Here is a 12,026-nt window from a genome sequence, read left to right as displayed (position 1 = left end):
GAACAGCAACTCCTCCAGCCGAAGCATCACTTCTTCCACGGGCCGAACTGTCAGCCACACCACACCCCGTACGGATCAGTTCCGGGCGTCTTCCCACGGACCCGCTCACCTACGATCGTCACTCAGAGTGCATGCTCCACGGAAAGTGAGCCAGAACCCGAGTTTTTCGACAGCGGATGAGTAACGACAGCGCACATCGACTCGTGGTTGTGGTAGCCAGGTGGGCTGCGAGATCCCCGTGGCTGGCGACGGTGGCAGGACGGCACTCGCCGAGGAGAATCGCTCCATGCGAATTCTGATCATCACCGCCGGTTCACGCGGAGACGTCGCGCCTTTCACGGGACTGGGGCGGCGTCTGCTGGACGTGGGCCATCAGGTCGCCGTGGCCGCTCACCCGTCCCTCGCCGCACTGGTCAGCGGGTGCGGTCTCGGCTACCGGCCCGTGCCGGGAGACCCGCAGGGGTTGATCCGGGACTTGGCCCGGGCGGCGTCGCGGGAGGAGGCTCAGGCGCTGACGAGGGCGTACGCGGACGGGCTCGCCGATGGGGTGGCGGAGGCCGTGGCGGGCGGAGCCGATCTACTGCTCACTGCTTTCGGCCCGGAACGCTCAGCCGGACGGCCGGCGACGCATTCGGCGTCCCCGTCATCGGTACCTACCTCGCACCGTCCTTCGCCACCGAAGAGTTCCCCCTGCCCAACGCACGGAGCATCGATGACCTGGGGCCGGTGGGCAACCTCGCCGCCGGCCGGGATGTGCTGAAGCGCGCGGAAGCGGTCTTCGCGGGCGCTGTCACCCGCCTGCGCGCTCGACTCGGCCTGCCCGCGGGCGCGCCCTCGGCGCCGGTGGACGTTCGGCCGGTCTTCCACGGCTTCAGCCCGCTGGTAGTGCCGCGCCCTGAGGACTGGCCGTCGTGGGTTGAAGTGGCGGGCTACTGGTGGCCCACGCGGCCGGACGGCTGGCAACCCCCGGCCGAACTGGTCGACTTCCTCCAGGCCGGCCCGCCCCCGGTGTTCATCGGATTCGGCAGTATGGCCGCGGGGCAGGGGGACCGGCTCAGTGAGCTGGTGGCTGCGGCAGTGAAGCGGGCAGGCGTGCGTGCGGTGGTACAGGCGGGGTGGGCCGATTTGAACGGCTGCGGCGCCGACGTCCTGTCCATCGGCGACGTCCCGCACGACTGGCTGTTCCCTCGCACCGCCGCCGTCGTCCACCATGCCGGGGCAGGTACCACCGCAGCCGGGCTGCGGGCCGGCATACCCGCAGTGCCCGTTCCCGTCATGGCCGACCAGCCGTTCTGGGCGTCTCGGCTCTACGCGCTGGGAGTTGCCCCGCGGCCTGTACCGTTCCAGGAACTCACCGCCGAAGCCCTCGGCGACGCGATCACGGCCTGCCTGTCTGAGCCGTCCCACCGTCGCCTCGCGGCCGAACTCGCACGCGGGATCGCCGCAGAGGACGGCACCGCTTCGCTGCTTGCCCACATCGGCTCAACGAATGCCGGGTGAAGCCGCACCCGGTGCTGCCGAAACGCGCGGACAATTCGGACGTCAACAACGCTGCCCGAAGTCATGAACGTAGCCACACCGTGCTACGGGGTTTCCAACGTGGCTTCGGCGGCGCGGAAAACGACAGCGGCGGGGCGCCGCAGGGGCCGTCTACGCTCTCCGCATGCAGCGCAGCGATGTCACGCGGGGCGACGGCACATGGGTGGGCCTGTCCCTGGACGTACAGAACCGCCACCCGCCGGGGCTATGCGTGTTCAGCGCCGGCCCGCGACTGCTGGTCTCCCGGCTGTCGCGGCCTGTGTTGCTCGCCGTTGTCGACAAGCAATTCCAAGGCGTGGACTTCTGGCGCACCGACGAGTACCGATCCTTCGTCCCGCCGTTGCGTGCCGATGTGGTCCGCACCCTGGCGGGCAGCCCACAACGGTGGGCTCACCACTTTGCGCAGCACCTCAGCGACTCACCGGACAGCCCGTTGCACGAAGGCCGGTGGCTGCTCTCGTGCGAGAGTTCGCTCCTTCGATGGCACCACGTCGACGCTTCGCATGCCGAGTACTGGAGCTCGATGCTCGTCGACGGGCATCCGGACGGATACATCGACTGGTTCGTCCATTCTGGTTCGTGGGAGGTCCTTCCGCTGCGGCCGATGCCCGATGCCGACGACAGTCGGGTCAAGGCGTACCGCAAGCAGGCCCGTGAAGGGACGCTCCCACCCGTCCTGTTGTGGTGGCTCAGTGGCCTGGACTGCCATCTGATCCTGGACGGTCACGCGCGGCTCGCCGCAGCCATCGCCGAATCCGTCGAGCCTCCGCTGCTGCAGTTGCACCGGACGATGCCGCGCGATGACCTGGCCACGCGCATCAATGACGCCGTGAGCTTCTACGAGAACGAACTGGCACGCTTCGCCGAACTCCGCGCCGTTCACGGCCCCACAGTCCCGGACGGCGCCGCCACAGCCGGCCCACAACTCGTCCGCCTCCTCCACGACCTGAACACCGCGGAACAGCCGACCTGGGCATGGCCCCTGCCCGGCGGGGAGGATCGATGGCGCCGCATAGCACGCGAGGTGACCGCTAGCCAGGACTGGCCCGGTACCTGAGTCCTGCTGAGCCTGTCCCGCAGGGTGACATTGGGGAGGTAAGCCTTCCACATGAGCGTGGCGAGCGATCGTTCGTGCCGATTGCGCGCAAATCGCCGTGGCGGCACGGTCACTCCCACCGTGCCGCCACGGGTCACTCACATGCGCACCGCTATTCATATCTCTCCACAGCATCTCGGTCGGCGCCGCGGAAACGGGGGGCCGGGGGGCGGCAAAGCGACCGGCTTGCAAGAGATCCACACCACCGACGGCCAGGGCGTCGCGCTGTCGCTGAGCCCCGGCCGGCGTACCGGCGAGCGGCTGGTCGTCGCCGACGGCGGCTGCGTCCGCCACGACGGTTACTGGGACGCAGCCGCATGGATCCACTCCGGGTGGGCCCGAGCGCTCCAGCGACGTGCACGTCACCGGGTGCCCCACATGTAGTGCTCAGTCTGGACGAGAACCTGAACACTCCCCACGGTGGTCGGCTCGTCTCACACGTCTTCGCCTGGTCGGCGACCCGGATCGCCGGGGTATCAGCACTCGCCACATAGGTTTCGTGCTTGTGGCAGAGGTCCCCGATGAGCTGATCATGCTGGAACGATCCGCCGAACAGGAGCGTGAAGCTCGGGGGCCTCACCGGCGAGGAGCACGACTCCCAGTGGCGCCGCTGGCGCAAGGCGACCGAGCCGCACAGACGGCCATCAACGCGCACGCAGAGGCGGCGGGGGACAACCGGTACGAGCTGGAGCAGGCCGTGAAGAAGGCGGTCCGGCACACAGACAAGGACCCGGCCGAGTAGCAGAAGGGGTCACCCCGGGGTCAGCGCGTGCTCGGCACAGCCTTCAGGAGGGCACCAATTCCACCGAGACCGTCGTAAAGGCGAAGCACAGATTGCCCCACACGGTCTCCGGGCGTGGCCCGGTATCGCCGTGGTGGTACTCCAGCACGGCGCTCGTCAGGTACTCCCGGGTCCGGTGCCAGTCCAGCAGCTCGTCCTTGGCCACCGCGGTGACCCACTCGGGAAGACCCTCTTCAAACTGCACCGAGCGGAGAAAGCTGTCCAGGGCGGCGTACCACTCCGCGGCCTGCGCCTGATGGTGTCGCACCAGCTTGTCTACGCCCACGGCCCCCTGCTTGGCAGCCACCGCGCGCAGAGACTCGCCTTGGAGGCAGGATTCGCGGACCTCATACCTGCGGTCCACGTAGGTGGCGTACTGCTCCCTGAACTCCGGCGGAATCCGGGCGCCTTCGCGACTACCCCAACCGGCCTGGAAGTACTCCGCGTGCCAGGTGGGCACATCCGACCGTGGCACCAGCCGGATTTCGGCGTCCCCGTCGGTCACCGTATGGACGGCGTTGCCGACTCGGCACCACGAGGCGCCATCAGCGAAGCACTCCCGCAACCATTCCCCCAGTTCATCCAAGTCGCCGCCGAACCCCTTCACCAGCGCGGGTGACGCACTGGAGACTGGGAGGCCGGCGAACTCGATGTTCAGGGCCGTGATGTCGAGCCGGTCCTCGAATAGTCGGATCTCCACCGTCGTCATGACCGGAGCGTCGCGTACCCGAGGACCGTCGGATCGTCGACACACCCACAGGTCACCCGCCTGCACTGGAGCCGCCGTTCGTACGCAGTTGCGTGCTGAGCCGGAACGCAGAGGCAGGAGCCGGGCCACCCGGGACTGGCCGGATGGCCAGGTGTCCTGTCGGTCCTCCAACCCGGGCGGACGAGGAGAAGCTGATCGCGTGGCTCGCCGATGAGGTGTGCCCGGTCGAGCTGGTGGAGGACCAGCTGCGCGAGGCCCTGCTGGTGGAGTGCCGGGAGCGGAGCATCGAGCCGCCGGGCCGCATCGACCGCATCGTCACCGCGGCTCAGTCCCGGGCGGAGAAGGCGTTCTGCGCACGGACCATCGAGCGCCTAGGCAGCGTGGGGGTGGCCCGGCTTCTGGCGCTGGTGGCCGAGGACAACGAGGACGGAGCGGCCTTGCTGGCCGCGCTCAAGCGCGCGACCCGGGTGCGGTCGGCCTGGACTCCCTGCTGACGGAGATCCAGTTCTGGACGCCCACCTCGGCCCGGTGACCTCATGACAGCACCCGCACAGCGGCAGATCGCACTTCTGGTCAGCGTGGTCGGCGCGGTGATCGTCGCACTGGACGGGACCATCCTGCTCATGGCGCAGCCCGGCATGCAGCGTGATCTCGGCGCAAGCGTGGCGCAGATCCAGTGGACGAGCACCGGCTATCTGGTCGCCGTGGCTGCGTTACTCGTGATCGCCGGGCGCCTCGGGGATCGGTACGGGCACCCGCGCCTGCTGTTCGTCGGTGTCCTCGGTTTCGGGGCTGCCTCGGCCGGGATCGCGCTCGCGCCGGCCGTCGGCTGGGTGATCGTCCTGCGCGCGGTGCAGGGCGGGTTCGCCGCGTTCCTCCAACCTGCGACGCTCGCGCTGCTACGGCTGGCGTATCCCGCGGACCGGCTCGGCAAGCCGATCGCCATTCGCACCAGTGCGATCGCGGTGGCGGCAGGGTCCGGTCCGCTCCTGGGCGGTAGCCGGTCGGCCAGCAGCCGCGGCGCCATCTCCGGCCGCTCCAGCATGCCCGCCAACCGGATCAGCTCCGCCTACGCCGCCGCCTCCAGCTGACCAGCTGCCAGCCCGACAGCCGCGCCCACAGCCCCGCGACCGGCCCCAGAGCCACCCGCAGACCAAGATCAGCCGGAAGGCCCACCCTCCGCTGCTGTGGCTGCGTAGGTCGTCTCCAAGAACGGTTGTTTGCGGCTTCCAGGAACGCTTCACGGTCACCGGCGTCCGGAATGGCGGCGGGGAATAGGAACACCCGCCACGGGAGCGTACGCGTGCTGTAGGGCGTTGGAACCGGCACGACCGGCCGACCAGGACGCCGGCAGTGGTCGCCCCTCAGTCAGCGACTGTTGGGACTCAGCAGTGCGGCGGCAGCGGCGACGAAGGCCACGGACGCTTCCTTGGCCGCATGCCGCCGGGCGTCCAGCTCGGTGCGGCTGGTGGCCTTGCGCAGCGCGTACGTGGCATCTGCGGCCTGCTGGGCGGGTCCGGTCAGCTCGGGGACCAGGACCTGAAGGCGGATGTGGGGCGCGGTGATCGCCGCCCTGGTGTCGTGGGACCTCGTCTGAGCTTCCAGCTGGTGCTCGGTGCCTGCCTCGCTCAGGGCCAGACGCTCCCGATGGAACATCGCCGAGCGGTGCGCGTCCAGGGCGGCCGCGAAGTCGGTGACGGCACCGAGTTGGTCCTGGCGGTAGCTGTCGGCGCGTTGCTCGGCGCGTGCGGTGCGTGCCGAACGGTGCTGGAGGAGTCCGGCGGTCAGGGCACCGGCAAGGGTACCGAGTACGGCAACGATCGAAGGCCATATGGACATCAGGTGTTGAGTCCTCTCGGGTAGTCGGCTTCGGTGGTGAGGTCGGCAGACAGCGTGGTACGCGGCGGCGGCTTCGGTGGCCGGGTTACGCCTGCGGCGCTCCGATCCACCCTGGCGGTCAGATTGGGGCAGGGATCAGATAGGTCTCCGAGGTCATGATCACTTACTCTGAGTCGACCAGCACACGAGACGGTTGGAAACAAGTACCGGCGCGCTTCCAGAACTCAGCAACCCTTTTCTCGTGGCTGACGGACGGTTCCCAGCGGTGACCAACAAACGTTGCTGGCTCCCGGTGATAAAGCCGGCTGCTGCTTGTACGAGACCGCGAGGTGCCAGGACGCCTCCCTGTCGTACTCGCGGCACTCCCAGGACACCTGCTCCCACCACCACGGCGTGCGCTACTGGTTCAAGTAGCCACACTGCAGCGCGCAGGGCCCCCTCCGGTCCGGAGGGGGCCCTGCGCGCTCGGCTTCGGCTCGGCGAGCGGTGTCAGTACCCGCTCGGCAGATCAGTGACGGTGCCCGCCCCAATGGTTCCGATCGTCGCCGCGGTGATCGCGGTCGTGTCCCCAGGAGACGGCGTCGATGAACCGGCCGTGGTCGTTGCGCAGGGTCGCGGTGTCACCGCGGTCGTCCCACACCTCGCGCCGCCGGTCTTGATAGAGGTCGGTGCGGGTGTCACGGCCGTAGCCGGTGTGGACACGGACCGTGCCCCGCCCTTCGAGCCATACGTGGTGGAAGGTGTAGGTGCGGCCCTCGTCGTCTGAGAGGGTCCAGCCTTCCAGGTTCACCACCCTCCGGGTGGCGTTGGTGACGTCCACCCGCTCCCTGTTCAGCGCCCGGTTGGAGCGGTCGTCGCGGCCCGGGACGTCGTAGCGGACCTGGCTGATGTAGACCGGGGCGTGCTGGGGGTAGCTGGAGTGGTGGTCGGCGGCTGAGGCCGGCAGTGCGACAGTCCCCAGCGCAGCGCCTGCGACGGCGGCGACAGCGGTGAGGCGACGGACGGAAGAAGAAACGGACACAGAGGTCCCCCTTCATGGTGCCCACACCCAGCCAAACCGCGGTCGTAACCGCAGGATCGGGCAGGTAGTTGTGCTGGTGCGCGACCGGTCGGCCGCCCACCCACACCCTGCACGCCACTCCCCCACACCGTGGAGGAAATGCGAACAGTATTACTGATCCAGCAGATTCCTGTAACTCGCACATGTAATGTCCATCTATGCGCTGGATGCATAATACTGATGGCACCTCAGGTCGACCGAGCGCCGGAAAAGCGGGCTGAGGCAACCCTCCGCCCAGCCGCGTCATCCCTACCGCGCCTAAGGCGTTCACCCGAAAGTGAGTAACAGCCACTCCCCCACGCTGTGCCGGTTCTCGGTGTAGTGCAGCGGTCTAGGCGGGGCACTATCTGCTCGTAAGCCTTATCCGGTGAGAGGTCGTCATGCGTACTGCCCGTGCCATGTCTTGCCTGGTGTTCGCCTGCCTGCTGGTGGCGGGCTGTCGCCCGACGTCACCCGGAAGCGACGCGAAGGCCTCCCCGAACCCGCCGGCCGCGGGCGGGTCACACTCGGGTGGGCCCGCCGGCGGGCTGCCGGTCGGGCCGGGACCGCAGAAGGTGTACCGGGTCCAGCAGCAGCCCGCGGCGGGCAGCTGCCACTACCGCACCGAGGGCGGGGAACCGCTGCCGGATCCCACGTGCACGCCGGGCGCGATCTCTCCCGCGGTCACACAGGCCGACCTGAAGCAGACGATCTGCCGAAAAGGCGGCTACACCAAGAAGATCCGGCCGCCGGCCGCCATCACGGACCGGGAGAAGCGGCTCAACGCCGCGTCCTACGGTTACACCGGCCAGCTCGGCGATGCCGAGTACGACCACCTCATCAGCCTCGAACTGGGCGGCGATCCGAACGACCCCCGCAACCTGTGGGTGGAAGAGCCCGACCCGGGCCACCGACCCCACGGCGGCGTGAACAACAAGAAGGACCCCGTCGAAGCGCAGCTGCACACCGCCGTCTGCACGGGCAAGGTGACACTCGCCGCGGCTCAGAAGGCGATCGCCACCGACTGGACCACCGCCCTGCAAAAGCTCGGGGTGAGCTGACGGCCTCTCGCCGCACCCGGCCGGTCTGCCGGCTGTTGTGCGCACAGCTGTCTGCGGCCCTCCGACCGTGATGCTCGCAGCCGCCGTCTGCACGCTGGGGCCCTGGCCGGAGCCGAGCCGGTCACCAAAGAGGGATCTATTCGCCTTGGTCGAGGGCCGGGTCGCCGTCCTGGATGTGGCAGGCGTGGTTGTCTCCCTGCTCCATGAGTGCCACCGCCCGCGGCATCGGATGGATGCCCTTCAGCCGGACCATGCCGGGGGCGGGCCCCAGGCGGAAACCGGCGGGCTGGAGCTTGCCGGAGGCGCTGGACCGCCGCCGCGCGGCGCTGCGCACGACGGTTAGCCTGCCGGTCCCTGAAAGGCCGGGCAGTCCGGGGCCTGGGACATCAGCGCCTTCATAGGGCTTCGCGTCCTGCCGCCGCGGCCGTGTCGATCACGGCGTCCGACCAGGGGGCTGAGGACGGCTATGCAGGTCATTCGGTGGGTTGTCGGGGGTGTAGGTGAGGGGGTAGGTCGCGGTGTACTCCTCCTCCGGCACGTTCATCTGCGCGGCGTACTCGGTCCGGGCCTGCCGTTCGGCATCCGTGATCTCCGGGCGCACGCCGGGCGCCTGGGGAGCGCGCCAGAGTTGGACAAGGTGGCGTTTCGCCGTGGTCGCCGATGCCCGGTTCGGGGTCGTCGGCGTGGCAGTACAGGCGCATCCGTACCCACTCCTCGCCCTGGTCGGAGGGCGGCACCTCGAGCGGGGGTTCGTCTTGTGGCCAGGCGTCCCAGAACTCGCTCCTGATGACGGCGAGGCACAGTCCGGGGAAGTCGGCGCGCAGGCTGATCTCTTATGCCTACACCCGAGGCTCTACCAGCAGGCCGCGGCTGCGCAGCACCCACCGCTCCAGCGGGCTGAAGATCAGCAGGTCGATGGCGATACCGACGAACAGGATGAGCAGGATGGCCTCGAACACCATGGCCATGTCGCTGGCGGTGCGGGCGTTCTCCAGCAGCTGGCCGAGGCCCGTGCCGAGGTCCGGGAAGTTCGCGATGATCTCCGCGGCCATGAGGGAACGCCAGGAGAAGGCCCAGCCCTGCTTCATGCCGGCCACATAGCCGGGCAGGGCGGCCGGCAGGGTGACGTGCCAGGTGCCCTTCAGGCCGGTCGCGCCCAGCGTGCGGCCCGCCCGCAGGAACAGCGGCGGCACCTGGTCCACGCCGGAGACCAGCCCGTTGGCGATGGACGGCACGGCGCCGAGCAGGATCACCGCGTACATCATCGAGTTGTTCAGGCCGAGCCAGATCACGGCCGGTGGCACCCACGCGACCGACGGCAGTGACTGCAGACCGGACAGGATCGGGCCGAGGGCCGCGCGCACGAACCTCACCCGCGCCACCAGCAGGCCCAGCGGGGTGCCGATGACCAGCGCGAAGCAGAAGCCGAGCAGACCGCGCGAGACGCTGGTCCAGATGTAGCCGAGCAGCTTGCCCTGCAGCCAGTCGTTGCGGAAGGCGTGCCAGACCGCCCCGGGCGTGGGCAGCTTGGTCGGGTCGTCGACGATCTTCAGGGTGATCAGGCCCTGCCAGACCACCAGCACCACGACGACCGCGGTGATCGGCGGCAGGATCTTGTCGACGAAGGTCCTGCTCAGCGGCGTACGGCCCGGCTGCGCCGTCTCCAGTGCGTCGAGGCCCGCCTCGACGCTCCCGGCGTCCTGGGCCGGTGTCGTCTCAGTGCTGGCCATGGCGGCGGATCTCCCCACGCAGTACGTCGGTTATCTCGAGGGACAGTTCCGCCACGGGGGCGTCCTCGATGCGGCGCGGCTGCGGGATGTCGACCTCCCACTCGTGGGCCACCCGGCCCGGACGGGAGGACAGCAGCACGACCCGTCGCGCGAGCCGTACGGCCTCGCGCACGTTGTGCGTCACGAACAGCACGGACAGCCCGGTCTCCGACCAGATACGGGTCAGCTCGTCGTGCAGCACGTCCCGGGTAATGGCGTCCAGGGCCGCGAACGGCTCGTCCATCAGCAGCAGGTTGCTCTCCTGCGCCAGCGCGCGGGCCAGCGCCACCCGCTGCCGCATACCACCCGACAGCTCGTGCACCCGCTTGCCGTACGCGCCCTTCAGGCGGACAAGTTCGAGCAGCTCCTCGGCCTTGCCGCGCCGCTCGTTCTTGGCAACGCCCCGCAGTTTCAGGACGAGTTCGATGTTCTTGCCCGCGGTCAGCCACGGGAACAGCGCGTGCTCCTGGAACAGCAACGCCGGGCGGCCGTCCGTGGTGATGGACCCGGCGGTGGGCCGGTCCAGGCCCGCCACCAGGTTCAGCAGCGTGGACTTGCCGCAGCCCGAGGCCCCCAGGAGGGTGACGAACTCGCCGGGCGCGACATCGAGACTGATGTCGTCCAGGACGAGCTGCTGCCCGCCCGGGGTCGCGAAGGACTTCGAGACACGCTCGAGGCGTGCGGCGTACTCGACCGATTCAGCGGCCCTGGCGAGGGTCGTGGCCATGGTCGTCACCTCCTGGGAAATCAACCCCCTATGAGCTACTCAGCGCCCAGACCGGCGTCACTGACGGTGCTCTGGCCTGCGGCTTTGAGGACCTTGTTCAGGAGGGTGAGGTCGTAGATGCCGCTTAGCTGCCGATTCTTGAGCAGGCCGGCCTTGACCGCGTGCGCCGCCTCGGTGTCGAGGGTGGAAGCCAGCGGGTCGTCGGTGAACCGGATGGACTTCCACGCCGGGTCCAGGACGTCGGCCGGCAGCGCCTTGCCGGAGTCGGCCGCCAGCTGCTTGTTCGCGGCTGCCTTCGCCTGGTCGGGGTTGGCGTTGATCCACTTGTTGGCCTCGACCGCGGCCTTCAGCACGGCCTCGACCGCCTTCGGGTGCTCCTTGAGGAAGGCCTGGCGCACGATGATGTTCGTGATCACGAACTTCTTGTCCGGCCACAGCGACGACTCGTCCAGCAACACCTTGCCGCCCTCGGCGACCAGCTTGGACGCGGTCGGCTCCGGCACCCACGCGCCGTCGACGGACCCCGACTTGTAGGCGTTCGGGGTGATCTTGTTGTCGGTACGGACGACCGTGACGTCACCCTTGCCGCTCTGCGCGTCGACCTTCCAGCCCTGGTCGGCGATCCAGTTGAGGAACGCCACGTCCTGGGTGTTGCCCAGCTGCGGGGTGGCGATCTTCTTGCCCTTGACGTCCTTCAGGGATTTGATCTTCTGCGGGTTCACGACCAGCTTCACACCGCCGGAGGCCGAGCCACCGATGATCTTCAGGTTCTTGCCGTCGGACTTGGTGTAGCCGTTGATCGCGGGGGAGGGGCCGATCCAGCCGATGTCGATGGAGCCCGAGTTGAGGGCTTCGATCTCGGACGGGCCGGCGTTGAAGGTGGCGTAGTCCGCCCTGGTGGCGCCCAGTTCCTTCTGGAAGAAACCCTTCTGGTTGGCGACCAGCGCGGTGGCGTGGGTGAGGTTGCCGAAGTAGCCGATCTTGACGGAGTCGAGCCCGTCGATCCTCTTGGTGCCGGCGGCGACCTTGGCGGTGTCGTCGTTCTTGGCCTCGGAGCCGTAGCCGCAGGCGGCGAGCGTGAGGAGGGGAAGGGCGGCGAGCGCGGCCATGCCCCGGCGGAGAAGGGTGGAGGGGGAGGCAGGCACGGGAGGTTTCCTCTCGTTAGCCCGGCGGTCACGGTTTCTCAGGTCGCGGCCGGGAAGTCGGCAAAGAACAGTGTCAGAAGTCCCAGCCGTCGGCGTCGGCTTCGTCGTTGACCGGCTCCGGGGACGCGAACGACTCGCCGACCATGCCCGCGGTGAGCGTGGTGCCGTCGGACGGGTCGATCAGGATGAAGGAGCCGGTGCGGCGCGAGTCGGCGTAGGAGTCGAGCGGCAGCGGCTCGGCGGTGCGGATCTTCACCCGGCCGATGTCGTTGGCGGCCAGCTGTCCCGGGTGCGGGTGCAGGGACAGGTCGTCCAGCGTGA

At 68.9% G+C, this 12,026-nt stretch carries 16 protein-coding genes and 1 pseudogene; 9 read left to right on the top strand and 8 right to left on the bottom strand.

What is annotated here, in order from left to right; translation table 11 throughout:
• The first annotated feature begins 286 nt into the window (after positions 1–286).
• From ACZ7FF_RS44380 to ACZ7FF_RS44360, 5 genes are all read left to right on the top strand, one after another.
• A complete protein-coding gene (locus tag ACZ7FF_RS44380) occupies positions 287–760 on the top strand; it encodes a glycosyltransferase (protein ID WP_470820381.1) in 474 nt (157 codons plus the stop codon).
• Positions 727–1,500 (top strand): glycosyltransferase, encoded by a 774-nt coding sequence (locus tag ACZ7FF_RS44375; protein ID WP_470820379.1) that lies wholly within the window; start codon positions 727–729, stop codon positions 1,498–1,500. The genes ACZ7FF_RS44380 and ACZ7FF_RS44375 overlap by 34 nt, the downstream gene beginning before the upstream one ends.
• Before the next feature lie 163 nt (positions 1,501–1,663).
• Positions 1,664–2,596, top strand: coding sequence for a hypothetical protein (locus ACZ7FF_RS44370; protein WP_470820377.1), 933 nt, complete (start codon positions 1,664–1,666; stop codon positions 2,594–2,596).
• A gap of 225 nt (positions 2,597–2,821) precedes the next feature.
• The gene (locus ACZ7FF_RS44365; RefSeq protein WP_470820375.1) at positions 2,822–3,019 is read left to right on the top strand and encodes a hypothetical protein; all 198 of its coding nucleotides are present in this window, start codon (positions 2,822–2,824) and stop codon (positions 3,017–3,019) included.
• 217 nt (positions 3,020–3,236) lie between these two features.
• Positions 3,237–3,377 (top strand): hypothetical protein, encoded by a 141-nt coding sequence (locus ACZ7FF_RS44360; protein ID WP_470820373.1) that lies wholly within the window; start codon positions 3,237–3,239, stop codon positions 3,375–3,377.
• 43 nt (positions 3,378–3,420) lie between these two features.
• Here ACZ7FF_RS44360 and ACZ7FF_RS44355 read toward each other — a convergent pair whose 3' ends face one another.
• Positions 3,421–4,125: a hypothetical protein gene (locus ACZ7FF_RS44355; RefSeq protein ID WP_470820371.1), complete on the bottom strand. Its 705-nt coding sequence runs from the start codon at positions 4,123–4,125 to the stop codon at positions 3,421–3,423.
• A 143-nt stretch (positions 4,126–4,268) separates the two neighbouring features.
• Between ACZ7FF_RS44355 and ACZ7FF_RS44350 the strand changes: the two genes are divergently transcribed.
• Both ACZ7FF_RS44350 and ACZ7FF_RS44345 read left to right on the top strand, forming a co-directional pair.
• Entirely contained in the window at positions 4,269–4,619 is a 351-nt protein-coding gene (locus ACZ7FF_RS44350) for a hypothetical protein (protein WP_470820369.1), read from the top strand.
• A gap of 42 nt (positions 4,620–4,661) precedes the next feature.
• Positions 4,662–5,123 (top strand): annotated as a pseudogene (locus ACZ7FF_RS44345) (MFS transporter); the annotation flags it as partial.
• 370 nt (positions 5,124–5,493) lie between these two features.
• Here the strand turns inward: ACZ7FF_RS44345 and ACZ7FF_RS44340 are convergent.
• Positions 5,494–5,964: a protein kilB gene (locus ACZ7FF_RS44340; protein ID WP_470820367.1), complete on the bottom strand. Its 471-nt coding sequence runs from the start codon at positions 5,962–5,964 to the stop codon at positions 5,494–5,496.
• Between the two features lie 312 nt (positions 5,965–6,276).
• Between ACZ7FF_RS44340 and ACZ7FF_RS44335 the strand changes: the two genes are divergently transcribed.
• Positions 6,277–6,378 carry a DUF3761 domain-containing protein gene (locus ACZ7FF_RS44335; RefSeq protein WP_470820365.1) on the top strand — a complete coding sequence of 34 codons (102 nt, stop codon included), beginning with the start codon at positions 6,277–6,279 and terminating at the stop codon, positions 6,376–6,378.
• Positions 6,379–6,472: 94 nt separating this feature from the next.
• Here the strand turns inward: ACZ7FF_RS44335 and ACZ7FF_RS44330 are convergent, their stop codons facing one another.
• Positions 6,473–6,985 carry a lamin tail domain-containing protein gene (locus ACZ7FF_RS44330; protein ID WP_470820363.1) on the bottom strand — a complete coding sequence of 171 codons (513 nt, stop codon included), beginning with the start codon at positions 6,983–6,985 and terminating at the stop codon, positions 6,473–6,475.
• Positions 6,986–7,422: 437 nt separating this feature from the next.
• On the opposite strand from ACZ7FF_RS44330, the gene ACZ7FF_RS44325 reads away from it, so the two are divergent.
• Complete coding sequence (locus ACZ7FF_RS44325; RefSeq protein ID WP_470820361.1) at positions 7,423–8,064, top strand: hypothetical protein; 642 nt, start codon at positions 7,423–7,425, stop codon at positions 8,062–8,064.
• 136 nt (positions 8,065–8,200) lie between these two features.
• Here ACZ7FF_RS44325 and ACZ7FF_RS44320 read toward each other — a convergent pair whose 3' ends face one another.
• The 5 genes from ACZ7FF_RS44320 to ACZ7FF_RS44300 form a co-directional block, all read right to left on the bottom strand.
• Positions 8,201–8,398: a hypothetical protein gene (locus ACZ7FF_RS44320; RefSeq protein WP_470820360.1), complete on the bottom strand. Its 198-nt coding sequence runs from the start codon at positions 8,396–8,398 to the stop codon at positions 8,201–8,203.
• Between the two features lie 505 nt (positions 8,399–8,903).
• Positions 8,904–9,794: an ABC transporter permease gene (locus tag ACZ7FF_RS44315; protein ID WP_470820358.1), complete on the bottom strand. Its 891-nt coding sequence runs from the start codon at positions 9,792–9,794 to the stop codon at positions 8,904–8,906.
• A complete protein-coding gene (locus ACZ7FF_RS44310; protein WP_470820356.1) occupies positions 9,781–10,560 on the bottom strand; it encodes an ABC transporter ATP-binding protein in 780 nt (259 codons plus the stop codon). The genes ACZ7FF_RS44315 and ACZ7FF_RS44310 overlap by 14 nt, the downstream gene beginning before the upstream one ends.
• A gap of 35 nt (positions 10,561–10,595) precedes the next feature.
• Positions 10,596–11,669 (bottom strand): aliphatic sulfonate ABC transporter substrate-binding protein, encoded by a 1,074-nt coding sequence (locus tag ACZ7FF_RS44305; protein WP_470820380.1) that lies wholly within the window; start codon positions 11,667–11,669, stop codon positions 10,596–10,598.
• A gap of 109 nt (positions 11,670–11,778) precedes the next feature.
• Positions 11,779–12,026: elongation factor 1-alpha C-terminal domain-related protein (locus tag ACZ7FF_RS44300; protein ID WP_470820354.1), on the bottom strand; the 248-nt coding region annotated here is incomplete at its 5' end.

Source organism: Streptomyces sp. NPDC037126, from assembly GCF_055605965.1.
Note: the sequence above shows the minus strand (reverse complement) of the source record. Positions and strands in the feature narration are given on the sequence as shown.